Source organism: Streptomyces sp. NPDC057743 (assembly GCF_042798755.1).
Lineage (GTDB): Bacteria > Actinomycetota > Actinomycetes > Streptomycetales > Streptomycetaceae > Streptomyces.
This window is the reverse complement of sequence record NZ_JBHVJX010000065.1, coordinates 1-22,612: the sequence shown is the minus strand read 5'-3', so window position 1 is coordinate 22,612 and position 22,612 is coordinate 1. Positions and strand designations below refer to the sequence as shown.

Below are 22,612 nucleotides of genomic sequence, written 5' to 3'. Positions count from 1 at the left end.
GGCGGCTCTTCCGCCGAGCCCGCTGCAGCCCCAACCGACTGACGTCAATGACCAAAGCGGTCCTCACCCTGGAGCAGCACCGCTGAAGAAGCTCACTGTGTGCTGGTTGACCAGCTCGTGTCTCCGTTACCCGGCCAGGGTGAGGTGGTGCAGGCGGGCGATGCCGAGCATCGCGTGGTGAACGCCGTCATCTTTCAGGCGGCAGTCGCGCAGGATCTTCCAGCCCTTCATGCGGGCGAAGACGTGCTCGACGCGGGCACGGACCTTGCGGTGAGACGCGTTATGTTCCTCTTTCCCGGCCGGGAGTTGGGCCTGGCCACGTTCGCGCCGGTGGGGGATGACCAGGCCGGTGCCCCGGTAGCCGCCGTCGGCGATGACCGTGGTGCGGCCGACGCATCCTTCGCGTAGGACAGCTCCCACGCCTTGCAGTCGTTGCGGTTGCCGGGCACCGGCCGACCGACGGCGACCACGAGCCGGGTGTCGGCATCGATGACGACCTGGTGGTTGGTCGAGTACCTGTAGTTCTTCGACCGCTCGCCCGCCGACTTTGAGATGCCGAACAGCGGGGCGAGCTGGCGCAGGGTCAGGTTCGTGGCCAGTATGCGGCGACCAGTAGAACCCGATCCTCCAGCGGCCGGCTCCATGGCCGGCCCTTGGACCGGATCAGCGCCCTCGCGTCGTAGCTCGGCGATCAGCTTGCCAAACTGACGCATGCTCAGCCCCGTGAACGGGGTTATCCAGGAGGGCTCGGACGCCGTGATCACACCGGACACCGCGAGATCATCTCAAAGATTGGTGGCGTGGCACGATGACCAGCATGTCAGGTCAAGTCTGGGTGTCACTCATATCGTTGGGCGGCGTTGTCCTCGGCGGATTGCTGTCCTACCTCGTCCAGCACAGGACTCAATTGTCAGCGGAACGCGCTGAGCAGCAACGGCAGCAGAACGCCCTGTCGGAGGCTCGGCGCGCGGAACGGCTGGCGCTGCTGGAGCGGTTCATCGAGGTGGCAGCCGAGGCCGAACGCTCCGCGTTCAGCCGACCTTCCGAGTTCGACGACACCCACCCTTGGCATCTGAAGACCCAGGACGTCATGAACAGGCTGTGGGTCGCCGAGCGGCTCATCCGCATCCAGTTCCCCCTGCCCGTGCATGACGCGGCACGTGCCTACTTCCTCGACCTCAACCGGACGGTGTGGGAAGGCTTGCCCGACGGCGAGAGCGTGCGGGACTACCTTGAGGACAACCGGCTGGCGTTCCTCGACGCTGCCCGAGCGGCCATGGGATAGCCCATCGCCAAGCCCCGAAGATCTTTTACGGGACAGCCCTTAGCCAGGATCTCGTACTGACGGCTCGTCTCGTCGCTTCATATCGCGTGGCACTTCGGCGGCGTCGCTACAGGACGAGGCCAGTGGGGTACCGCCTCCCCTCGAAGCCGCCACATAGTTGAGGAATTTCACGACGGGGCGCGGCGCCCTCCTCGTGCGGCTCATTCCGCCTTCGGTGCCGAACTCGTAGACCATCTCGAAGGGATGGAAACGGCGCCTGGACGAACAGTGGAAAGCAGAACGCACGCTGCGAACACCGTCACCCACCTCAGACTCGCTGACCCCAGCGGGGCCGCGACGACCGACGCTAGCCGGCATGCACTCAAGTGATCAGCGACCAACCCACGATCCCAAAGAGAGGGAGATCTGATTACGATGCAAAACGACGCCCCGCCTCCTGTATGGCACACCGGCCGCCTGGCCGACATCGGCCTGGAGACCACCGGCCTTGACGTCGAGACCGCCCGGATCGTCACCGCGTGCGTGGTGCGGTGCGGCGGCCGGGACGCCGAGGCGCGCGGCCGTGATGAGCAGGCAGGCGTGGGTCAGGGGGTCCCCGGCCGGTATCAGCTGCGCGGCACCTGGGCCGGCGCCCTGGTCGGTCCGGATCACCGGGGCGGTGGTCTGCGCGACGGTGACGTTGAGCAACTGCACGAATGTCGCGCACAGCACGACTGGCAGTACGAGCCGCCCGCCGCCACCGGCGCGAGCCGTCCCACACTCAGGAGCGGAAATCCTTCAGGAGTCGATGCCGGCTCACGAGGTGAGGACCGCGGCGAGTTCGCCCGGCCGGGCGGCGAACGGGCTGTGGCTGCCGGGGAGGGTATGCACGGTGAACGGGTTGCCGGGGAAGGCCCGGTCGGCTTCCGCGATCATCAGGTCCTGCGCGGCTGGTGCCAGCGCCCGGTCTTCGGCGCAGCGCAGGAAGGTTCGTGGAATGCGTCCCCACCGTGCCGCGGTCGGGGTGACCGGAGTCGTCGGGATCGCCAGGGGCAGGTCAGGGCTCAGCGCGGACCGCCACCGGTCAAAGCGGTCCAGCGGGGTGTCGTGGTAGTGGGTTTCCCGCAGTTCGTCGAGGTAGGCGGGATCCGGTGAGAGCGGATTGATCCGTATAGCGCCCAGGGCGTCGGGGTCGCCGAGGTTCAGGTTCTGGCCCAGCGCGGTGGCGTTCTCGGGTGAGCCCAGGTAGTCGAAGAACCGCGGCCGCCCGCCCGGGACGAACGCGGACAGGTAGACGATCCGGTCCACCAGCTCGGGCGCCCGCTCCGCGGCCAGGGACGCGGGACCGCCGCCCGCGCTGTGTGCGACGAGCACGACAGTGCGATGGTGACGCACCTGGCGCAGGAGGCTCAGTATGGCCTCGGCGCAGTCGTCCATCGTCAGGGTGGCGAGCCGTGACTTCTCGGTCAGCAGGCCCGGTTGGCCGGGCAGCAGGTATCCGGTGGGCAGAGGTACGTCGAAGCCGTGCCCCGGCATGTCGACGGCCACGCTCGCAGCGCCCAGTCCGGCCAGCGCGCGCTGCGTCGCTGCCCACTGTCCGGAGCTGTGCCAGGCGCCGTGCACGAGAACGAAGACGGTGTCGGTCACAGATGCGTTCCTCATGGCTTCATTCCAGACAGGAACCGCCGCGTCATCCATTCATAGATCTGGTAAGTGGCATGGCAATATCTTTGAGGTATTGCCAGCAGCCGATGGGATCGACGGGATGGAGGGCGGGTCGTGGAAGCGCGACACCTGCGGTACGCGGTTGCTCTCGCCGAGCACGAACACTTCGGCCGAGCGGCCGGCGAGTTGGGCATCGCGCAGCCGCCGCTGTCCAAACAGATCGCCGACCTGGAGCGCGAGGTCGGGGCCCGGCTGTTCGACCGCACACGTCAGGGGGTGTTCCCGACCGCCGCCGGCGAGGCGTTCCTCGCGCGGGCACGCCGGGCGCTCGACGAGATCGCGGCGGCCACTGTCGACGCGGGCCGGGCCGCGCGCGGCGAGACGGGACGTCTGCGCCTCGGCTTCATCGCCTCGGCACTGCTCGACCCGCTGCCGGGCGTCCTGAGCCGGTTCGGCCGTGAACGGCCCGACGTGAGACTGGAATTGCACGAGATGGCGACCAGCCGCAGCAGCTCAGCCCTCGTCGCCGGGGAGCTGGACGTGGCCCTCACCCTCGGCCCGCCACGGGGTGCCGGAGCCGAGCATCTCGTGTCCGTCCCGGTCGGACGCGACCACGTGATCGCTGTGGTAAGTACGGTGCACCCGTACGCGGGTCAACAGTCGGTAAGTGCCGACCAGTTGCGGCGACAGCCGCTGATCGTGTCGGCCGGCGAGGACGAGCCCGCTGTCGTCGCCGGACTGCGCACCCTGCTGGGCACGGACTCATCGGCTCTCGGCGGCGCGACCGTCGCGAGGGACGTGCACACGATCATCGGCCTCGCCGCCTCCGGCGTGGGCGTCGGCCTGGGACCGTCCCGCATGAGGGCGGTCCCGCGTCCGGGAGTGCGGTTCTGTGAAGTGACCCCGCGCACGCCCCTGCCCGATCTCGTCCTGTCCTTCGCGGCCCGCGATCACTCCCCGGTGCTGCGCGCCTTCCTCGACATCATCCGGAAGAACTGCCCCGACGTCGGTGCCGCACTCAACGACCGGCTCCGGCCCCACACTTGACTCGGGCCGGTCGTCCCTTCGCATGCCCTGGATTTCACGGAGTGGGTCGACTCGCGCCGCCGGGCGGCACCGGGTACGCGTAGGCCGCGAACGTCGACGGCAAGAACTGCATCGCAGCCGGCGGGCGCCGCCTGCCGGCACAGCGCGAACATCCGCAGCGGGATGTCGCCGACCTGACCCTTCGATGGGAGGTGCCCGGCGGTGTTCGGCGATTGCGGATGGCCGACGGCGCCGTGGGCGACGGCAGCGATGAAGAGCACCAGCATGCCGATCACCGTGATGGCTACGCCGCCGAGACCGGCTTCAGCCGTGAGCACGGGGCGTTTCGGGACGGCGTGGCGCGGCCGGCGGTGTGTCCATCTCCCCTGCGGAATATGGGTGCACGCTCGGCGCTCCGGGGCGCGGCGAAGCCGAAGCCGTCCACTGCGCTGCACCGGCACGGCGACCCTCCTGCGGCAGGGCCCACCCGCGGAACACGGAGCGCCCGCCTGGTTGCTGTTCCTGTGCCCCGAGCACACCGAGGACCTACCCGCATGGCCCGGCATGCCAGTGGACACCGAGGACCAACTGTCGCTGTCCTGCGGGGCGGTGCTCGACTACCGCATCATCGAGCAGGTCCTCCGGCCGCACGCCGACCTATGGCTCACCCCATCACCGGAGCAGACCCAGCCGCCCACGACGGCTCCTGACCCAAGACGCTCGCACAGGGCCACCACGTACTGTCCGCACGCCTGGCGGAAACCGACGAAGACGACGAGGCGCTGAGCAGCATGACGACGATGCTCAGCACGGCCGCCCAGGACGCGGCCCGAGGCGACCTGGGCCAGACAACCGTCAACTGCGACAGGCCGGCGCGGCCGACCGCGACGAACACATACGGCGCCTGGAGACCGAACGGGACAACGCCTTGTGCCGGGTGGCCGAGCTCGAAGCCCTGGTCGCCGAGACCGGCGCGCTCTTGCGGATCCCAAGACGGATCGCGATGCTGGGCGATCTCCGCCCCGTCTTCGCGGGCAAAGTGTGGAAGCCGGGACAGGTCGGCCTCCTGGACGTCGACAGCGCCGCCGACGACCCGAACCGGTGTTCTTTCTTGGCTTGGTCGGTGTCGACCCCGGCCGGCAAGGACAGGTCTGGGGGCCGTGGTGATCCGTCCTGGGCTGAAGGTGGCCAAGGAGGCGGGAGTGCCTGCTTTTTTGGCCACCGCCGACGAACGCAATGTGCGCTTCTACCAGCGCCTTGGCTTCGAGGTCAGTGCCGAGTACCTGCTGCCTGGCGGCGGCCTGCGCACCTGGCCATGACACGCAAGCACCGCCCATGACGGCGCCTTCCTCAACACACCATCACGACAAGCGGGCCAACGGGCTCTTGGGGCATGCGGCGCGCGGTGACGTGGTCGCCGACCCGGGGACCGATTGCCTCACCGCGACAGTGGCATGCGTGTCGAGACCGCCTGCCGCCCAGTCTCAGGTCACCCGTTGCCGCCGCGATGCCAAGACGGCGTCGATCGCGACGCCGAGATGTGCCCCTGCATGCCCAAGACCGTGCTGGCCGTGGCCGGGCGGTGGTCGCCGAAGTACCCCAGGTTGCCCTCTGCCGTCGCCGCGGCATTCTGCCGCAGGTTCACCACGTACAGCGTCTGCGAGACGACCTGGTTCCGGGTGGCGCCGTAGTGGTCCAGGACCCTGTCCATGGTGGCGTAGGTCTGCTTGAGCTGGGCGGCGAAGTCGCCCGCGTAGCGACTTCTTGTGTCGCGGCGCGAGCTGGACGATGCCGAGGAGTTGGAGCCGGGCTCGGCCGCGGACCGCACCACCGCCGAAGCTGTCGCCTAGCGGCTGCCGAAGGCCCCCGGCAGACGGCCGGAAAGGAAGATGGACGAACCCCGGCTAGTAGGTCGCCTGGCGGGGTGAGGCGGCAGCCGGTGTGACGGCAGCCGGTGTGACGGCAATGATGGGCGGCGCCGTTTCCAGCGGAAACGGGCTTAAGCCGACGGCGCGGTGGTGGCCCCGCCCGAAGGCGTCCCATCGGCTGCACGTTGCGCAACTCCCCGTCAGAGGGCGGCTGTTCACGGCCACGACCAGGAACAGCCTGCCTTCGGGCCGACCGTGGGGCCCATAAGCGTGGGGAGGAAGCGGCGTGCGCCTGCGAAGTGCGTCGTCACGCCCCCGATGCGTTGGGTATCGAGGCATCGAGGTATCGACCAACGCCATTGACCGAACAAAGGGTAATGATTGGACAAAAGTCAGGCGTGCCGCGACGATGTCTCCCAGGTCCGCGGGCGGCACGGGGGCGAGCTGCTCATGCACTCTCTCCGATTGTGTGCGCTGTCTCGCACGTGCAACGGAGGAACACTTCGCCATGAGCTTCGGCGATCAGAACATCCCTTACGGGCAGCCGCCGGCCGCGCCCTACCCGCAGCAAGTGCCCCCGCCCGGCCAGCCGTACGCCCCCTACCCGCAGCAGGCCGGGTACCCCGGCGGCCCCGCGGTGCCGACGGCGATGCCGGGGCTCACCAAGGCCGCGCGGATCATGATGTATGTGATCGCCTCGCTCCACCTCCTCATCACCCTGGCCTTCGGCGTCGCAGTCACCCAGATCGACAAGGCAGTTGGCCAGGCCGGGGTCGGCGGCACGATCACGACCGCGAACGGCCAAGACGTGGACGTGTCCACGGTCGCCAACGTCGGCAAGGGCGTCATCGGCTTCTTCATCCTGCTCGCCCTGGTCTTCGCGGTCATCGGCTTCGTGCTCGCCGCGCGTTACGGCAAGGGCGGCAACGGAGTCCGCATCGGCTCGATCGTCTACGCGTCCTTCGGCATCGTCAGTGGTTTCTTCAACATCACCACCTGGGGCCTTGGCCTGGTGGTGTTGGTCCTGTCGATCCTGGTGATCGTCTTTTGCGCCAAGCGCGCCTCGGCCGACTGGTTCCAGCGCCCTCGCAGCTGAGCACGCTCTCCAACCCGGCCCCAGGCCGCGCCGCTGGCTTCCGAAGCCCCCGCCCAGGCACGTTGCTGCCTGGGCGGGGGCTTTCGGCTAGGTAGGGGGCGCGAGCTCCGCGCGTATGTCCAACGCTCTCGATGCGGATGTCGGCGGTCGAGGTGTCCGGTGCGAAGGCAAGCGGGACCGGGGAGCCGGCCTGGCAACGGGGCAGGGGTGGGGCTCCACGTCGTCGGCGTCCCTGTGACTGAGTCTTTGACCTGGCCCGTGAGTGGTCGAGTTGGCCCGGGTGAGCGTCGGGGGTGGCCCGCGCCCGTGCTGTGGGAGGTCAGGGGTGGTGGACGGCGGCCACCAGCTCGCCGGTTGTCACCACCCGCGCGAAGCCCCCGCCGTGGAGCGACACGGCACTCGCCCGCGCCAACTCCTCAGCCGTCAGACGCCATCCGTTCGGTCCGGTCAGGTCGAAGGTGTGGGTGGCGTCGAGGGCGACCAGCACGTCGTAGCCGAGGTTGCCGCCCATGCGGGCGGTGGTCTCCACGCACATGTTGGTCTGGATGCCGGCCAGTACGACCTGGGTGATGCCCGCTGCCTTCAACCAGGCGTCAAGGTCGGGGGTGCCGTAGAACGCCGAGTTCACCGACTTGGTGACGAGTAGCTCTGGCCCGCTGCCCTTGCCGCGCTGCTCCTGGACGTACTCCTTGAAGTCGTTGCCCTCGTGCCCGGGCCGCAGTGGCGAGCCGGGCTCGTGGGAGTCGTGCCGTACGAAGACGACCCGCCGGCCCGTGTCCTGCCAGGCCGCGATCAGGGAGGCGATGTTCTCATCGGCGGCCGGGTTGTTGCGCGGACCCCAGAACTCCGCATCCTCGAAGCCTTTTTGGACGTCCACCACTACCAGCGCCGCATTCCGTGTGATCTCCATGCCGGCGATCCTGCCCCCTTGCCGCTCCGGTCCACAGGAGCCGGAAAGACAGCGATCGATGGTTTACTGCCAGATGGTTTACTGCCAGGATGACTCGACCGTCCCCGGCTCACCGCATCGCCCTGCTCGCCTTCCCCGGCATCCGGTGCTTCGACGTTTCGGTGATTACCGAGGTGTGGGGTGCGGATCGTACCGACCGCGGGGTGCCCGCGTTCGAGTTGCGTCGGGTGGCTGTGGGCCCTGAACCCGTACCGATGCGCGGCGGGCTCTCGCTCGCCCCGGACCGCACCCTGGCCTGGCTGCCCCGCGCCGAACTGATCCTGGTGCCTGGCCTGGACGACCATGTCACCCCGGCCCCCGAGCCGGTCCTTGCGGCACTGCGCCGCGCTCACGCCCGTGGCACCACCATCGCCGCGTTGTGCGGGGGAGCGTTCACCCTCGCCCAGGCGGGCCTGTTGGACGGTCGCCGGGCGCTGACCCACTGGGCCCTGGCCGATCAACTGCAAGCCCAACACCCGCGGGTGCGGGTCGAGTCGGACGCGCTGTTCATCGAGGACGACAATCTGTGGACGTCTGCCGGCACCGCCGCCGGCATCGACCTGTGTCTGCACCTGGTGCGCACCGCGCACGGCGCAGAGGCGGCCGCGACGGTCGCACGCTCCATGGTCACCGCGCCGTTTCGGACCGGCACCCAGGCCCAGTTCATCGAACACCCAACGCCGCACGCCGACCGCGACGCCGATGCACTGGCCGAGGTACGCGCCTTCGCCCTGGCACACCTCGACGAGCCGCTGACCGTGTCCGCGCTCGCCGCCCGTGCCGGGATGTCACCGCGCTCCTTCGCCCGTCACTTCGCGGCGGCCACCGGAACCACTCCGCTGCGCTGGCTTGTCGACCACCGGATCGCGACGGCCCAAAAACTCCTCGAACGCACCGATCTGCCCATCCCCGAGGTCGCCCGCCGGTCCGGTTTCGGCAGCGAGGTCACCATGCGCCAGCACTTCACCGCCCGCCTGTCGACCAGCCCAAGCGCCTACCGCACAGCCTTCACCGAACAACCACTCTCCAGACAGGAGCGCTGACCCTCGCCGAGGGGGAGGCCCTTCGCTGTCACCGTCACCGTCGCCGTCGCCGTCTTCGGCGCGCTGATGGCCGCCCGGATGCCGCACGAACGGACCGGTCACGTGTCCCGGCGCCGCCACCACCAACTGGCAGGGCAACTACCCCTCGCTACCGAAGCGTTGATGGTGTGGCTGAGTGGGCCGGCGCGCCGCGAGTGCTGCGCTGCTGGATCATCGTGGGTGTTGTGGTGTGGGGCGGTGGGGTCGAGCATGGGTGGGCGTGCGAGTCCGTCCAGCAGCGCGCAGGGAGGATGTCAGTGATGGCGACCAACTCGCCCCCGGGTGCGGACAGTCGGGCTGCGATCGAGGCGAGGATCGACCAACGCCGGGACCAATACGCGCTGCCGGAGGGGCATATCGCAGAGGCGGCCTCCCCGTGGCTGCCCTTCGTTCCCAACGTGATGATCAAGCATCTGACGTTCGATATCCGCAGTAACTCGGCCGCGAACGTGTTGTGGGTGCAAGCTGGCGGGGTGTTGGGGCGGCACCGTCACCGTGGCCCGGTCTCGGGGTACGTCCTCGACGGCAGTTGGCGTTACGCGGAGTACGAAGGGGCGGGGGCTGGGGGCGGCGGTGATCCGTCCGGGACTCTTGGGCGCCAATGAGGCGGGAGTGCCCGCCTTTCTGGAGACTTCCGACGAAGGCAATGTGTGCTTCTACGAGTGCCTCGGTTTCGAGGTCGCCGCCGCGTACCCGCTGTCCGGCGGCGGCCCGTGCACCTGGGCCATGACACGTGAGCCCGGATGGTCCGGGGCCTGATCCGCACACCGCAGCGAGGCCGGCCGGCGGGAGGCGGCCTGGTGGGCGCGTCACGCGAGAAGGGTTTGTGAACGTGACCATCGGTCTCGCCACGACACGTGGCGACTGTCTGGAGTACTGCCCATCGTGGGCGCGGAGCGCGTCATCTGCCGGTCTACGATCCTGCGGGCGGCACCAGTGGCCCGCGGGATCGCGACCCGCCTGGGACTGTCCGTCACCGAGTCACCGAGTCACCGAGTCACCGAGTCACCGAGTCACCGAGTCACCGATTCACCGAGGCGCCGAGTCACCGAGGCGCCGTGGCGCGCCCAGGCCGGTGATCCCCTTGCCTGCTGACACACGCGCGGGTCCCGGCGAGCGGCCGTGACACCACACGGTCGTCGCCTTCAGCGACGACACCGGTTTGCGAAGCCCCGCGCTGGTGTTCGCGTTGGCCAAGGACGCCCGGCTGATCCAGGCCGACACCGCGGAGCAGGTAGTCAAGGCGGCGCTCGCACTGCCACCCGGCGGCTCCCTGACCGTCGTCGGCCAGGGCGGGCACGGGGATGCGCTCTGCCGAACGGCCTGCGACGACAAGCACCGTCGGTGACCACCGGGCTGCTGTGCGCTGCGCCCCGGCCAAGCTCAGCGAGTTGGTGCTCACAACCTTGCTGTACCCACAACGTGCCGCTGACCGGGACGAGTTCTTCGCCGGCCTTCTCAAGGGCAAGGAGCCCGGTGCGCTCTAGACGGCTCACGGTGTACCCGGCCGAGGCCGTGGATGCCGGGCACCTCACCGACGCAACGCTCTGCGTCGGGTGCTGAGCTTCATCGCCCATGCCAGCGAGGATTACCTGCGGGTCACTGCCAACGACATCCTGTGCGGGCTGACCGACCTTCCCCAAGAACGAAAGGCGGCCCAACAAGCCCCCCGGGCCACTGCCTGCATGCTCCAGGGCGACGGTTGCGTATCCCCACCCGGAGGCCCGCTGCCACGACCCAGCGCACATCCCGCCCAGGTCGTCTTCGTCAACGCCTTCCTGATGATGAAGTTCGGCCCCAACTGCTGGGCGAGAACAACTCGGACAGTGCCGCGGGAGTTGGCGGTGGTGGCGGCAAGGTCGGGCTGGGACAGCCGCGGGGCCTTGCGCAGGGCGACCAGGTGCTCTGCGAGAGCGGCGAACGGGGGCGTGCGGCGCTGGGGCGGGGCGAGGTGATGGCCGGCTTCCTTTACTTGCCTGCGCCGGAGCGCACTGCGGCTTCGATAAGGACGGCCATCAGGCGGCGCCCGCCGCCGGCCGCCGTGAGAGTGGCGGCGCCGGCCGCCCCGCACCCGCCGAGCAGGGTGAGGATGTCGCTGATCGACGTTCCTGTGAGGAACAGGGCCGTGCCCAGCACCAGGAAGGAGATCAGCAGGATCAGGTGTGCGTGGGCCCTAGACGCCCCCTCGGCCCCTCGCCGGCGGGCGCTGGCGAGGGGAGTGGGGCGCAGGAGGGCGGGGGAGTAGTGGGCAGGCTGGTCATGGCGCGCAGGACTCCGTCCTGACGGGGCCCCGGCACACGAAGGACCGGGACCCGGCGGGATGGTCGCAAGCAGACGCAGCCCTGCGGCAGTTGGCCCTGCGAATGCGGGGCTGCGCGGTACGCACAAGCCTTCCATGGCCGGCTCGCCGCCCAACCGAACCAGTGAGCCATATGTCTACTTCGCCGGTTCCTGGCCTCGCAGATGTTCCGCTGTCTGCCCTGGAACTTCACACGCGATTCGACCCTGAAAGGCGGGACGGGTACGACCAGTTGCTCGACGCGACGGCCTCGCACGGCCCAGTGTCTGTTCCGGCGTGCTTGCACTGTGGGCCCTATCAGTAAGAAGCTACCCAACACCGATACCAACGGCTCCCGTTGGTATCGCCCTGACGGAACGTTGGTCGCAAGCCCGAGCCCTTCAGGACACCGGCAGGCGCGTTGGCCCGCGTCCGCCGACACCGGCCGGTACCGCCTCGGTACCGGCCGTCGGTGTTTCTGGCCTCGGCACGCTGCTGCTCGGGATCCTTGTGCCCTGGCACAGCGTCATCCGCGGCCAGGCTGCGCGGCCCAGGTGTAGCCCAACTTCTGCAGCGCGGCTAGTTGCTCTTGGTCGAGCTTGTCGCGCCTGGACTTGGTGTTGGAGACCCATACGCCCAGCTTCACGGCCACCGGCTCCGTCTCGCTGTCGACGGCGATTTCCTCGCTGTGGCCGCGCGGCACCGGCCGGTGGGCGCCCTCCCGTTCCACCCACTGCGCGAGAGCCAACAGCCCACGCTGGAACGCCTGCTGCGCCTTGGTCAGGCCCTTCGTCGCGCGCTTGGCCGCCGGGGCGGGAGACGGGGCCGCTGCGGCATTGATGCCTAGCACGGACAGCCGCTCCCGCTGCTCAGTCGTCAACTGCGCCCAGGCGCCCGGTCGTTTGTGCCGCTGAAACCAGGTGCCGAGGTCGTCGCCGTCGAAGAGCACGCCGGGTTGGATGTCGGGCAAAACACCTCCGGGTTCGTCGGCAGCGAGGTCGGCGAGGACGCGGTAGTGGCGCTGCCAGTTGAGCGACCAGGGGCAGTTCCAGTCCGGGTCGATCGCGGTCAGCTGCTGCGCGCGCTTCGTCGCCCGCTCCGGGTCTTTTCCCAACCCGCCCTTCCGCCGCAGGTTGGCCATGTGCTGCCCGATGGGCACCATCGCCTCGCCCCACACCGCGTCCTGACGCGGAGCAAGATGCCCGGTGGCCCGCCGGTAAGACCGCAGGGCGGCCAGCTTGGCCTCCCACGCCTCCTCCCCGGGCTCCCAGACCATCCCGGCCTCCGGAGCGTCCAGCAGCGTCTTGCGCCGCTCCTCCAGCTCACCCGCCCGCAGTGCCTTCCTCTGCTGGTGCACCCACCGCCCCAGCGGGAAGTCCTTGGTGACGCCGACTGCGATCTCGGTGTCGTAGGGAACGGCGTACAGACCGGTGATCTCGTTCTTCTTCCGCCACCGCAGCAGGGCTTGGTAGCCCTCCAGCCACACCAGCGACTCCGGCCGATATACCCGGGTGCGCAGGAACGCCGCGATCGTCGCGGCGTCGCGCGGGCTGGAGAAGTGGAGCAGGGCCGCTTCGGCGGCGGCCTGGGTGCGATGTGCTGGTTTGGTGTCAGTGAGTGAGTGTCAGTGACGGTATGTCAGGTCGGGATGTTTTCGCTGGTCGGGTGTTGAGGTAGGGCGGGGTCACTGTCGTGGGGTGGTGTATGTGGTGGGTGTGGCTGTCATGGACCGGTACACCCTGCTCCGTGTTGCTGTCTTGGGAACGGCACTTCTGATCCTTCCGAGGGTTGCGTGGTTGCACCGTGGTGGGTGTTGGTGTCCGCGGCGGGAGGTTATTCGGTGGGGGAGTCGGGCGCGTGGGGTGAGGTCACGGCGGGGTTGAGGGTGTCCAGGCCGGTGTTGGTTTCGCGGTTGCTGGAGCTGGATGCGGCCGGGGCGTTGACGACGGCGCATGTGCGTGCGGGCGCCCGGGTCGGCGGGGTGAATGTGCGCACGGTGTGGCGCTGGCTGGAGGCGGCGCGGACGGAGGGCCGTGTGGAGCGCAGGCCCCGGGCGCGGCTGGAGTTGTCTGACCGGGCGTGGGAGGTGCTGGCGCAGGCGGGCGGGAACGTGGCGGCGTTGCACCGGCATCTGAAGGCTGCGGGGGGGGGGAGGTGCCCTTGCTGGCGTCGTTGCATCGGGTGGTGCGCCGGGATGTGGAGGCTGGCAGGGTCTTGCCGGACCGAGCGGTGGTGCGGCGGGAGTGGGGGGAGCAGCAAACGCGGCAGGCGTTGGCTGACCTCGCCCTGGCCGGGCTGAGTGAGGGCGGCGCGGCGAAGACGTCTGTGCCACCGTCACCGCGTCTCGTACCAGAGGCGACCGGGGGTTTGCCGGTGGGGGAGAGCGGTGCGCTGGCGGGTGTGGCGTTGCCGGTGGGTGCGCAGCCGGTGTGGACGTTGTCGGTTCGGGCGGTTGCCGAGGCGGTCGGGCAGGCGATGGCGGTTCAGGGCGCGGTGTGTGTATTCGGTGACCCGGGCCGGGGCAAGACCGCGGCCGTGCGGATGGTGCTCAGTGAGGTGCCCCCGGGCTGGAAGGTGACGTGGGTGCCGGTGGCGGTGCGCCCGTCGGTGGCTGGCATGAGGCGGGCGGTGTTCGACGCTTTGGCGCTGGCGGGCCGTTTCCCGCACACGTCGGCGTTGGCCGATGCGGCGGTCGCGGGGGCTCTGGGTCAGGCGCGGGTGCTGGTGGTCGATGAGGCGCAGCGCCTTCCTGTGCCGTGTCTGGAGTATCTGCAGAGCCTTTGGGACCACCCTGGCACGCGGATCACGCTGGTGTTGTGCGGGGCGGGCAGCGAGCGGGCGCTGGCCAGGCTTCCGCAGCTGGCATCGCGGGTGGTCGCGTGGCAGGAGGTTCCGCGCCTGACCGGAGCGGAAGTGGCGAGTGTGGTGGCTGGCTTCCATCCGCTGTGGCGCACCGTCCCGGCCCCGGAACTGACGTGGATCGACCAGTCATGCGCGCACGGCACGTTCCGCACGTGGGCCGCTTTGACCGCGCACCTGCAGAACGCGCTGCTCACCACCGCTGATGCATCCGTCGACCGGGCCTTGCTGCGGCGGCTGTTTAAGCGGGTTGCTCCGCCACTGTGAACGGAGCACTCCTGCAACGGGCCGGGGGTGCATGCTCACGGCCCCGGCGAACACACGATGTCCCACCGCGCGAGGGGAGCTGGCATGGAGGACGAAGGCGCCGTCCGCGCAGGTGACGGACTGCCTGCGGCGTCGAGGACGGCACTGCGAGGTCCGGCGGTGCGGCGGCTGCTCGCCCTGCGGGTGGGGAAAGGACTGACGGCCGGTCATGTTCGCGTAGCTGCAGACGCGCTGGGGGTGTCGGAGCGCACGGTGTGGCGATGGCTGGCCGCTGCTGAGAATGATGAGGCCGCAGCCGTCGACCCCGGCGCACGGTCCCGGGCCGATACGAGGTTCACGATCACGTCTGAAGTCCGTGGATTGTTGGCGCTGTGGAAGGGGAATGTGCGGGCGGTCCATCGCGAGTTGGTCCTGCGTGCCGCTCGGCAGTCTCCGCCTGCCGACGCACCGTCATTGACGACGCTTCACCGGGCGATCCGCCGTGATCTGACGCCGGGGGAGCGGGCTGGGCTTGCGGGTGGGGAGCGGGCGGCACGCAAGCACGATGTGTTCCTGGCCCGGCCGCGGGGCTGGCGCAACCAGGTGTGGGAGACCGATCACGTCCAGGCTCCGGTGCTGGTCGACGTCGACGGCAGGGCCCGTCGGCCATGGATCACGTGGTTCACCGACTGCGCGACGAACGCGATCGTGGGTGTGGCCGTCACGCCGGGGGATCCGTCGCGGGAGTCGGTGCTGGCCGCGCTGCGCTCCGCGGTCCTGCGCGAGGATCCCTACGGCCCGTTCGGCGGGTTGCCCGAGAAGGTACGGGTGGACCGCGGCAAGGACTTCTTGTCCAGGACGGTGACGGCCGCGTTCGATCTGTTGGATGTGACGGTGGAGGACCTGCCTGCCTACACCCCTCACCTCAAGGGCACTGTGGAGGGCCTGAACCGGGCGGTGGAGAGCATGTTCCTGGCCGCGCTGCCCGGCTATGCTCGCCAGCCGCGCCCCGGCAAACGCGCCTCCTGCCCGAAGGACGAAGTGCTGCTCGGCTTCGAGGACTTCACCGCCCGGCTGCTGGCCTGGATTTCTTGGTGGAACACTGAGCATCACCCCGCGCCCTTGCGGGGGAAGAGCCCGCTTCAGGCGTGGAAGGACGATCCCACCCCGCTGCGGGACGTGCCGGCCACGGACCTGTGGACGTTCACCCTGGAGGACGCCGGCACTCGTACGCTGACCACCCGCGGCGTCCGCTTCAAACGACGCGACTACGTGGGCCCGTGGATGACCGGCCAGACCGGCATCCAGGTCCGTATCCGGTTCATGCCCCACCACGACCACCGCATCGAGGTCTACCACGCCGCCACCGGCCGCTACCTCGGTCCTGCGGACCTGGCCGACCAGGCCACCGACGAACAGATCAGCGCCGTGCGCAAAGCGCGGGCTGCCCGCGCCCGCCGCCTGAAGAAAGACCTAGAGGCTTCTCGGCGCGAGCGTTACGCCGCCGTCACACAGGCCGAAGCACCGCAGCGGCTCGGCGCGCTGACCACCGCGCAAGCCGGGACCGAACTCGTCCAAGCCACCGACACGGACCTGTCGGATCTGGCGCTGCCGGACCTCATCCCGCCCGCCGCGCCCCCGGCCGACTGGCGCACCCCGCCCTCCCTCGCCACCCGGACCGTGTCTGGCCGGCCCGTCCCAGCCCCTTGCGGCCCTCACTCCACGGACGGCCCGAACAGGCAGGCCACACCTCCCACCACCGACGAAGACGGAGATGCCTCGTGACTGCGGCCACCTACCAGTACGTCGACCTGCCCGATGCGTCCGTGGTCACCACTCGCGCTCTGCTCACCGCGCGGGAGAACATCGCCGACACGGTCGCCGCGCGGGCCATGATGTGTATCCACGGTGGCGCCGGCTTCGGCAAGACCCTCGCCGTCAACACCTGCCTGCGCGCACTCGAACCCGGCGAAGACGTCCGCAAAATCACCTTCCGGGCCCGGCCCACCGCCCGCGCGGTGCGCTACGAGTTGTTCACCGCCCTCGACCTGGCCGGTGAACCACCGCGCCACCCCAGCGAGTTCGACCGCCTGTTGAAGACCGCCCTGGCCGAACGCCCCCGCACCTTCCTGGTGGACGAGGCCCAGTGGCTCAACGGGGAGGCGTTCGAATACTTCCGCTACCTGTGGGATGAACCCTCAACCCAGCTCGCGATCATCTTCGTCGGAGGCGAGGGTTGCCACACCGTGCTGCGCCGCGAACCGATGCTCTCCTCCCGCATCTTCATCTGGCAGCATTTCTCCCGCCTCACTCCCAGCGAAGTCCTCGAGGCCATCCCGCTGTTCCATCCGATCTGGGCCGACGCCGCCCCTGACGACATCACCTTCGCCGACAGCCACGCCGCACACGGCAACTTCCGCGCCTGGGCCCAACTGACCGCCCACACCCGCACCGCCCTGGCCCGCACCGGACGCCCCCGCGTCGACCAGGAACTGCTGCGCTGGGCCTTCAGCCGCCTCGCCTGACGCTGCCATGCCGCTTGCCGCGCCGCCCGTCACCGTCGTCATCGACCGCCATGACGATGCGATCCACACGCATACCGCTCTGGCCGCCCACCATCCGTCTCACGGCCGGATCACCCTGCACCCCGGGCCGGGCACGACCAGCGAAACCGGCCTCGCCCATGACCTTCTCGCCGCCCTGGGCAAACCACCCCTGCTCCCGGGCCGCTTTCCCGGCGGCCGCCAGCCCGCCTGGGAAGCTGCCACCGCCTGGATCACCGCTCTCCCCATAACCCGGCTGACCGTTCTGCGCGCACACCGCCTCACCGGCCGCCGCACGATGCGCCTTTTGCAACTGCACGCTCATACCGGCATCCACCTGACCTTGGTCTGCCACCGCCCTCACCTGCCCGCTGCTTTGCACCGGGCCCTGCAGAGGGTTGACCACATCGTCACCGCCGACTTCCAGACAGCCCGCCGCTGCTACTACGGCGCGACCGCCACTGAACACCTGCCGGCAAACGAGCTTGCCCGGCCAGTCGGCCGGTGGCTCACCCTGCCTGCACTGGACCGTCTCGTCTCCTACGACAGCCCCCGCCCCTGCGCCGTCCTGTGCGCGCCGCCGCCGATCCTCTGGCGGCACCGTCCGCCGCCTGCGCCTCTCACCCCGCGCACCGCCCAGCGAGTCGCCCGCCGGCTTCACGGGGCGAGCGCACACCCGCGCCTGGCCGCGGCCATTGCCGCCGCGCTGTTCACCGGCGCCTCCCTCCAACAACTCGCCACCGCCCGCCCCCACGACTACGACGACGCCGCAGCCACGCTCGCCCTGCACGACCGCGCCCGCTACACCGACGGCTGCGCCGCCTATCCCGTACCGCTGTGGGCGGGTGTCTTCCTACGGGCCGCAGCCTGCTTCTCTCGGCTCGTATCCGGCGAGGACGGAGAACTGCTCGCCGCGCCAAGTGACCGTGCGCACCTGCTGGTCGTGGCGGAGACGGCCAGGCTGCGCCCGCCCCAGCCGCCCGCGGCCCGCCGCCAAGGCCAGGTCGGCCGTGTGGAGTGGGACTGGCGTGAGCGACAGGAGGCCGGGAGGTACGAATCGATGCCGGCCCCACGCGCCAGGCCCTCGCGGTGCTGAACGCCCTGACACGGTCGATCAGCTATATGCCTCATCCGATCGAGAAGTCAGCGAACTCGACGTCGCTGAAGGCGATGTGCAGACCGTGAGCGCGGCGGCCCCCGTCGCGGAAGTAAGCGTGTCCCAGCGCGCGGGCGAGGATCACCATCTGCTGCTGCTCGCCCGCGCCGGCGTCCCGGGCGGCGAACAGTTCACGGGCGACCTCTCCCGGCAGGTCCTGGGTGATCCACCGCACCCGCGGATCGTCCGAGGACCCCGCCGGCGCGGCGAACCCGAATCGCGCCCTGGTGTGGAAGACGAAGCCTTCCGCTTCGGCCTGTGCGCGCCGGCGGGCCCGCACCCGGGGCTGCCACCGAGTCCGGACCGCTTCCTCGATTGCCCTGGTCTGCAGCGGACCCGGCAGGCGCCGTGCTCCGGGTTTCTTGGTCACCCACCGCTGCACAGTGCGCTGTGACACCCCCAGCACAGCGGCGACCCTCCGGGTGGAACCTTGATGCGCCGTCAGCAGATACCGCAGGCGAGCCTCGGTGCTTGAGGGAACGGGACGGGTGCGCAGTGCACGCTCCAGCCCTTGAGCGATCTTTCCCATGTTTGGTCCCCAAGTGGCCTGTCGACAGGCCGATGTCCTGCGGCCTTGGTCCTAACGTCTCCCACATCCGTCCGCCCCCTGCCTTGTTCTGGCGTCTTCGGGACAGCACTGGTCGTGGTCAGCTATGGGACCTCAGGGGCGTGCCACAAAAGGGGCATCTGCCTCTCGGCGCAGCTACGCCCATTCCATGCCCAGTTTCCGTAGTGCCTCCAGTTGCTCTGCCGTGAGCTTGCCGCGCCTGGATTTGGTGTTCGATAGCCATACGCCCAGCTTCACGGTCACCGGCTCCGCCTCGCCGTCGACCGTGATCTGTTCGCCGTGGCCCCTTGGCACCGGCCGGTGGGCGCCTTCCCGTTCCACCCACTGCGCGAGGGCCGCAAGCCCGCGTTGGAACGCCTGCTGTGCTTTGCTCGGTTTCGTCGCACTGGCTGCCGTCGCCGGGGTGGGAGAAGGAGCGGGGGAGGGTGCCTGGATACCTAGTGCGGTCAGCCGTTCTTGTTGCTCAGGAAAGAGTTGCGCCCAGGTGCCCGGCTTTTGTTGTCGCCACCGCCATGTGCCGATGTCGTCGCCGTCGAAGACGACGCCGGGTGCGATGTAGGGCAGGTGGCCGTCGGCGTCGACGAGGTCGGCGAGGACGCGGTAGTGGCGCTGCCAGCTCAACGGCCAGGGGCAGTTCCAGTCCGGGTCGATCGCGGTCAGCTGCTGCGCGCGCTTCTCCGCCCGCTTCGGGTCCTTGCCGAGCCCGCCCTTGCGACGAAGATTGGCGATGTGTTGCCCGATGGGCACCATCGCCTCGCCCTCGCCCCACGCCGCATCCTGACGCGGGGCGAGGTGTCCGGTGGCTCGCCGGTAGGAACGGAGCGCGGCGAGCTTGTTCTCCCATGCTTCCTCGCCGGGCTCCCAGACCATCCCGGCCTCCGGAGCGTCCAGCAGCGTCTTGCGCCGCTCCTCCAACTCCCCGGCCCGCAGCGCCTTGCGCTGCTGATGCACCCATCGCCCGAGGGGGAAGTCCTTGGTGACGCCGACTGCGATCTCGGTGTCGTAGGGGACGGCGTAGAGACCGGTGATGCCGTTCTCGGCCCGCCAGCGGATGAGGGCTTGGTAGCCCTCCAGCCACACCAGGGATTCGGGCCGGTAGACCCGGGTGCGCAGGAAGGCGGCGATGGTCGCCGCGTCGCGCGGGCTGGAGAAGTGCAGCAGCGCCGACTCAGCAGCGGCATCGGTGTCGTCCTGCTCCTGGTCTTCGCTGCCCTCGTCCTCGCCGTCGGCCCCGATGATTCGGCCCTCCTCATCGCGCTGGACGTGCACCTTGCGCGCGTGCTTGCTGCGGGTGAGGGCGCGGGAGGCGAGCTGCTCGACGAGTCGTTCATCATGCGAGCGCAGGCCCTGGAGCACAGCGACCAACCCGGCATACGAGGCGGAGGCGACCATGTCCGTCGGGTCCTCGCCGAGCTCCAGGAACACCGGCACGATGATCCTGGCCACCTTCGTGCTGCCGTCTTTGTTGAGCCGGAGCGCCCGGCCGATGTTCTGCACGATCTCCACCTGCGAGCCGCGGGTGTCCGCGAAGCAGATCGCTTCCACGCCCCGCTCGCCGGTGATGTCCACGCCCTCCCCGAGCACGCGAACGCTGGCGAGGAAGGCGCGGTGCACCCGGCGCCCGGCGGCGTCGATGCCGTTGGCGAACTGCCTGATGACCTCGCGCCGCTCGGTCACGAGATGGTCGCCGCACAGCCACGCCGACCACACCCGGTCCGGCGGTACGTGGCGGCCGGCCTCGAGCTCGTAGAACTCTGCGTCGATGGAGGACTTCGGCAACTTGTCGGCGGCGGCCAGGTCGTCGTCGGTGGCGTCGTTGACGTACAGCTCGGCAGCCGTCTCCGGCAGCTTCTCCGCGAACGCGGCGGCCTCCTCCACCTTCTGGTGGAACGTCATGACGGTCTTGAGGTTCCACTTCGCCGCGTGCTCCAGGAGCGCGGTCTGCAGCAGCGCCAGACGCCGGCCGCGCCGGGCTTCCTCGGACTCCCCGATGACGGGGGAGGGGTCGCGGATCTCCAGGACGTCGATCTCGAACCCGGCGAGGATCTCGCGCTCGATCGCCTCCGAGAGCCCGAGTTCTGCGAGCCACGCGCCGTACGTGCCCTCCGGGTCGTCGGCCATGGTCGCGATCTCCGCCTCCTGGCCCTCCGCGCCCTTCTGCGGGCGGGCCGCGGCGAGGATGCGCGGGGTCGCGGTCAGGTAGAGCCGGAAGTCCGCCGGGATCCGCTGGTTGTCGTGGATGGCCGCCCACGGCCTCCCAAGATCACCGGCGGTTCCGTGCGCCTCATCCACGATCGCGAGGTCGAAGCCGCTCATGCGCTGGCCGTACAGCCGGTCTCCGCCCGCCAGGGCGGCCTCCAGGGGCCCGCGAACCTTCCGCTGGCCCTCGGGTGCGTCGATGTCCTCGCGGTCCACGAGGGAGGCGTACGTGGCGAATACGACGACCGGCCCTTTCCCGGCCCACAGGGCGAGCTGGATCGGGTTGGTGGTGGTCCGCACGCCCAGTTCCTTCAGCACCGGGTCGTTTTCCAGCGAGCACACCGCGACCATCGGCGCCCGGTGACCGACCAGACGCCACGCCTGGGCGGTCTGCGCGAGCAGGTCCAGGGTGGGCACGGTTACGAGGATTCGGCCGTCCGCGAACGACTCCAGCGCGCACGCAGCGGCCGTGATCGTCTTGCCCGAGCCGGTCGCTGACACGATGGTGCCCCGGGCACCCTGCGGGGGCACAGATGACCTTGCAGGGAATCCCACCCACCTGCGAAACGCGGAACGCTGATCGACCTGGTGTTCCTTGAGCTGAATCGCTGACATTCCATGCCTCCCCGAGCGCTGAATTTCCGTTGGCCTTTCAGAGGGCCACGTGCGGAATGCAGGCCGCGCCCAAGTCGTTCCAGATCGACGCATCCGCCTTGTGCCAGCCGCCCGACTTTCCGCCCTTGAAGGGCGGCTTGCCGCCCGGCATCGAGCGTGCAGACGATGTAGTCCCCGTCGCAGTTCACCGTCCGCGCCGCGCACAGACCACCGGCCTCACCCAGCACCTCCAGCACCCGGCGCCGCGCCGCGCCGTGGTGTGCGGGTGCGTGCGCGGCAGCACGTTCTCCCGGACGAACCTCTCCAGCCGCACCAGGGCGGCCTGCTCACGCTGCCTCACGTCCGCGATGTGTACGGCCAGTTCAGCGGCCCCGGCCGACCGGCCGCCGCGCCGGGACCACTCTCGGTCCGCGATGCCCACCAGGGCCTCGCTCACGGCCGTCACGCTGTCATCCCAGCCGTCCGAGAACAGCGGGCCCCTAGAGGCCGGCGCCATGCCGCCCAGCTCCACCACCTGGCACTGCGCCCCGGCGATCGCCCCGGACTCCAGAGCGGCCACCAGGTCGTCCGCCTCGCTCGCGGGCACGCCCTGCGCTTCCAGGAGCGCGAACACCTTCAACCGGGCGTACACGCCCGCAGTCTGGTACTGCGTCACCCGGCGCACAGAATCGTTGCTCAGCACGGGATCGGGTCGGGTAGATTCATGGTGACCGATCATCTTCGGTCGTTCCTCCCAGAACTCCGGGGAGCTCCCGGGCAGTTGAAGGGTGTCCCGTGTTTCCGCCAACACTACATACTGCATCAACTTGATGCACGCGATACACCGTCTCCCTCCCTGTAGCCAGCCCCAGTCCGCGTCAGCGGACTCCAACGGTTCTGGAGGCGCAGACCGGAAGGACCGTCAGGCGGGGGAGCGCAGCGGACCCGCCGTCAGGTTGAAGCGAAGCGGAAACCTGACCGTGGGACGTAGTCCCACTGCTCCGGGAGCGCAGCGAACGGAGCATCAACCTGCCTGCTACGCAGGCAGGTTGGGCGGGTGGCGCAGCCACCCGCCAGGCGCTCCCGCTCCGCTGGCACATCGCGCAGCGATGTGCAACTGCCTGGGCGCAGCCCAGGCACGGTGAGCGCAGCGAACCGTAACTGCCTTGCGAAGCAAGGCAGTTCGCTTGCGTAGCGCGCAGCGCTACGGTACCCGCTC

At 69.6% G+C, this 22,612-nt stretch carries 20 protein-coding genes and 2 pseudogenes; 11 read left to right on the top strand and 11 right to left on the bottom strand.

The genetic code is table 11. From position 1 onward, the window contains the following. Positions 1-126 precede the first annotated feature (126 nt). Positions 127-773 (bottom strand): annotated as a pseudogene (locus tag ACFVFQ_RS36980) (transposase). Between the two features lie 35 nt (positions 774-808). Between ACFVFQ_RS36980 and ACFVFQ_RS36975 the strand changes: the two are divergent. Beyond that, positions 809-1,285, top strand: a complete 477-nt coding sequence (locus ACFVFQ_RS36975) for a hypothetical protein (RefSeq protein ID WP_383424857.1) — start codon at positions 809-811, stop codon at positions 1,283-1,285. A 369-nt stretch (positions 1,286-1,654) separates the two neighbouring features. Here the strand turns inward: ACFVFQ_RS36975 and ACFVFQ_RS36970 are convergent, their stop codons facing one another. Together ACFVFQ_RS36970 and ACFVFQ_RS36965 are read right to left on the bottom strand one after the other, a co-directional pair. Then, positions 1,655-1,996: a hypothetical protein gene (locus tag ACFVFQ_RS36970; RefSeq protein ID WP_383424855.1), complete on the bottom strand. Its 342-nt coding sequence runs from the start codon at positions 1,994-1,996 to the stop codon at positions 1,655-1,657. Between the two features lie 84 nt (positions 1,997-2,080). Then, a complete protein-coding gene (locus ACFVFQ_RS36965) occupies positions 2,081-2,926 on the bottom strand; it encodes an alpha/beta hydrolase (protein ID WP_383424851.1) in 846 nt (281 codons plus the stop codon). 117 nt (positions 2,927-3,043) lie between these two features. Here ACFVFQ_RS36965 and ACFVFQ_RS36960 point away from each other — a divergent pair, with 117 nt between their 5' ends. Further along, positions 3,044-3,976, top strand: a complete 933-nt coding sequence (locus ACFVFQ_RS36960) for a LysR family transcriptional regulator (RefSeq protein ID WP_383424846.1) — start codon at positions 3,044-3,046, stop codon at positions 3,974-3,976. A gap of 543 nt (positions 3,977-4,519) precedes the next feature. Beyond that, the gene (locus ACFVFQ_RS36955; RefSeq protein WP_383424844.1) at positions 4,520-4,741 is read left to right on the top strand and encodes a hypothetical protein; all 222 of its coding nucleotides are present in this window, start codon (positions 4,520-4,522) and stop codon (positions 4,739-4,741) included. Positions 4,742-5,444: 703 nt separating this feature from the next. Here ACFVFQ_RS36955 and ACFVFQ_RS36950 read toward each other — a convergent pair. Beyond that, on the bottom strand, positions 5,445-5,786 hold the full coding sequence (locus tag ACFVFQ_RS36950; RefSeq protein WP_383424842.1) for a RidA family protein: 342 nt from the start codon (positions 5,784-5,786) through the stop codon (positions 5,445-5,447). 545 nt (positions 5,787-6,331) lie between these two features. Between ACFVFQ_RS36950 and ACFVFQ_RS36945 the strand changes: the two genes are divergently transcribed. Then, positions 6,332-6,919 carry a hypothetical protein gene (locus tag ACFVFQ_RS36945; protein WP_383424840.1) on the top strand — a complete coding sequence of 196 codons (588 nt, stop codon included), beginning with the start codon at positions 6,332-6,334 and terminating at the stop codon, positions 6,917-6,919. A 319-nt stretch (positions 6,920-7,238) separates the two neighbouring features. Here ACFVFQ_RS36945 and ACFVFQ_RS36940 read toward each other — a convergent pair whose 3' ends face one another. Then, positions 7,239-7,829: a cysteine hydrolase family protein gene (locus tag ACFVFQ_RS36940; RefSeq protein ID WP_383424837.1), complete on the bottom strand. Its 591-nt coding sequence runs from the start codon at positions 7,827-7,829 to the stop codon at positions 7,239-7,241. A gap of 89 nt (positions 7,830-7,918) precedes the next feature. Between ACFVFQ_RS36940 and ACFVFQ_RS36935 the strand changes: the two genes are divergently transcribed. The 3 genes from ACFVFQ_RS36935 (at position 7,919) to ACFVFQ_RS36925 (ending at position 10,298) form a co-directional block, all read left to right on the top strand. After that, positions 7,919-8,911, top strand: coding sequence for a GlxA family transcriptional regulator (locus tag ACFVFQ_RS36935; protein WP_383424835.1), 993 nt, complete (start codon positions 7,919-7,921; stop codon positions 8,909-8,911). Between the two features lie 290 nt (positions 8,912-9,201). Further along, a complete protein-coding gene (locus tag ACFVFQ_RS36930; RefSeq protein ID WP_383424833.1) occupies positions 9,202-9,555 on the top strand; it encodes a cupin domain-containing protein in 354 nt (117 codons plus the stop codon). Positions 9,556-10,112: 557 nt separating this feature from the next. Then, the gene (locus ACFVFQ_RS36925) at positions 10,113-10,298 is read left to right on the top strand and encodes a hypothetical protein (RefSeq protein ID WP_383424831.1); all 186 of its coding nucleotides are present in this window, start codon (positions 10,113-10,115) and stop codon (positions 10,296-10,298) included. 1,456 nt (positions 10,299-11,754) lie between these two features. Here ACFVFQ_RS36925 and ACFVFQ_RS36920 read toward each other — a convergent pair. Both ACFVFQ_RS36920 and ACFVFQ_RS36915 read right to left on the bottom strand, forming a co-directional pair. After that, a pseudogene (locus ACFVFQ_RS36920) lies at positions 11,755-12,819 on the bottom strand (helicase associated domain-containing protein); the annotation flags it as partial. A 242-nt stretch (positions 12,820-13,061) separates the two neighbouring features. After that, complete coding sequence (locus ACFVFQ_RS36915) at positions 13,062-13,223, bottom strand: hypothetical protein (protein ID WP_383424829.1); 162 nt, start codon at positions 13,221-13,223, stop codon at positions 13,062-13,064. Between the two features lie 165 nt (positions 13,224-13,388). On the opposite strand from ACFVFQ_RS36915, the gene ACFVFQ_RS36910 reads away from it, so the two are divergent. The 3 genes from ACFVFQ_RS36910 to ACFVFQ_RS36900 all read left to right on the top strand — a co-directional run bounded on the left by ACFVFQ_RS36910 (position 13,389) and on the right by ACFVFQ_RS36900 (position 16,858). Beyond that, positions 13,389-14,354: an AAA family ATPase gene (locus ACFVFQ_RS36910; RefSeq protein WP_383424827.1), complete on the top strand. Its 966-nt coding sequence runs from the start codon at positions 13,389-13,391 to the stop codon at positions 14,352-14,354. A 159-nt stretch (positions 14,355-14,513) separates the two neighbouring features. After that, positions 14,514-16,118, top strand: coding sequence for a Mu transposase C-terminal domain-containing protein (locus tag ACFVFQ_RS36905; protein WP_383424859.1), 1,605 nt, complete (start codon positions 14,514-14,516; stop codon positions 16,116-16,118). After that, positions 16,115-16,858, top strand: coding sequence for an AAA family ATPase (locus ACFVFQ_RS36900; RefSeq protein WP_383424823.1), 744 nt, complete (start codon positions 16,115-16,117; stop codon positions 16,856-16,858). The genes ACFVFQ_RS36905 and ACFVFQ_RS36900 overlap by 4 nt, the downstream gene beginning before the upstream one ends. Here ACFVFQ_RS36900 and ACFVFQ_RS36895 read toward each other — a convergent pair. Then, the gene (locus ACFVFQ_RS36895) at positions 16,842-17,201 is read right to left on the bottom strand and encodes a hypothetical protein (protein WP_383424819.1); all 360 of its coding nucleotides are present in this window, start codon (positions 17,199-17,201) and stop codon (positions 16,842-16,844) included. The genes ACFVFQ_RS36900 and ACFVFQ_RS36895 overlap by 17 nt on opposite strands. Between ACFVFQ_RS36895 and ACFVFQ_RS36890 the strand changes: the two genes are divergently transcribed. Continuing rightward, positions 17,184-17,972, top strand: coding sequence for a hypothetical protein (locus tag ACFVFQ_RS36890; RefSeq protein WP_383424817.1), 789 nt, complete (start codon positions 17,184-17,186; stop codon positions 17,970-17,972). The two genes, ACFVFQ_RS36895 and ACFVFQ_RS36890, sit on opposite strands and share 18 nt — an antisense overlap. A 31-nt stretch (positions 17,973-18,003) precedes the next feature. Here the strand turns inward: ACFVFQ_RS36890 and tpg are convergent, their stop codons facing one another. The 3 genes from tpg to ACFVFQ_RS36875 all read right to left on the bottom strand — a co-directional run bounded on the left by tpg (position 18,004) and on the right by ACFVFQ_RS36875 (position 22,045). Continuing rightward, the gene (tpg, locus tag ACFVFQ_RS36885; RefSeq protein WP_383424815.1) at positions 18,004-18,561 is read right to left on the bottom strand and encodes a telomere-protecting terminal protein Tpg; all 558 of its coding nucleotides are present in this window, start codon (positions 18,559-18,561) and stop codon (positions 18,004-18,006) included. Positions 18,562-18,735: 174 nt separating this feature from the next. Further along, a complete protein-coding gene (locus tag ACFVFQ_RS36880; RefSeq protein WP_383424813.1) occupies positions 18,736-21,414 on the bottom strand; it encodes a Helicase associated domain protein in 2,679 nt (892 codons plus the stop codon). 184 nt (positions 21,415-21,598) lie between these two features. Then, the gene (locus ACFVFQ_RS36875; protein WP_383424811.1) at positions 21,599-22,045 is read right to left on the bottom strand and encodes a hypothetical protein; all 447 of its coding nucleotides are present in this window, start codon (positions 22,043-22,045) and stop codon (positions 21,599-21,601) included. Positions 22,046-22,612: the final 567 nt, after the last annotated feature.

Bases quoted from the DNA above. Each gene is read 5' to 3' on its own strand.
- ACFVFQ_RS36965 (WP_383424851.1), bottom strand. From the start codon at position 2,926: ATGAGGAACGCATCTGTGACCGACACCGTCTTCGTTCTCGTGCACGGC.
- ACFVFQ_RS36945 (WP_383424840.1), top strand. From the start codon at position 6,332: ATGAGCTTCGGCGATCAGAACATCCCTTACGGGCAGCCGCCGGCCGCG.
- ACFVFQ_RS36940 (WP_383424837.1), bottom strand. From the start codon at position 7,829: ATGGAGATCACACGGAATGCGGCGCTGGTAGTGGTGGACGTCCAAAAA.
- ACFVFQ_RS36955 (WP_383424844.1), top strand. From the start codon at position 4,520: ATGCCAGTGGACACCGAGGACCAACTGTCGCTGTCCTGCGGGGCGGTG.
- ACFVFQ_RS36895 (WP_383424819.1), bottom strand. From the start codon at position 17,201: ATGAGCGTGCAGTTGCAAAAGGCGCATCGTGCGGCGGCCGGTGAGGCG.
- tpg (WP_383424815.1), bottom strand. From the start codon at position 18,561: ATGGGAAAGATCGCTCAAGGGCTGGAGCGTGCACTGCGCACCCGTCCC.
- ACFVFQ_RS36880 (WP_383424813.1), bottom strand. From the start codon at position 21,414: ATGTCAGCGATTCAGCTCAAGGAACACCAGGTCGATCAGCGTTCCGCG.
- ACFVFQ_RS36930 (WP_383424833.1), top strand. From the start codon at position 9,202: ATGTCAGTGATGGCGACCAACTCGCCCCCGGGTGCGGACAGTCGGGCT.
- ACFVFQ_RS36935 (WP_383424835.1), top strand. From the start codon at position 7,919: ATGACTCGACCGTCCCCGGCTCACCGCATCGCCCTGCTCGCCTTCCCC.
- ACFVFQ_RS36975 (WP_383424857.1), top strand. From the start codon at position 809: ATGACCAGCATGTCAGGTCAAGTCTGGGTGTCACTCATATCGTTGGGC.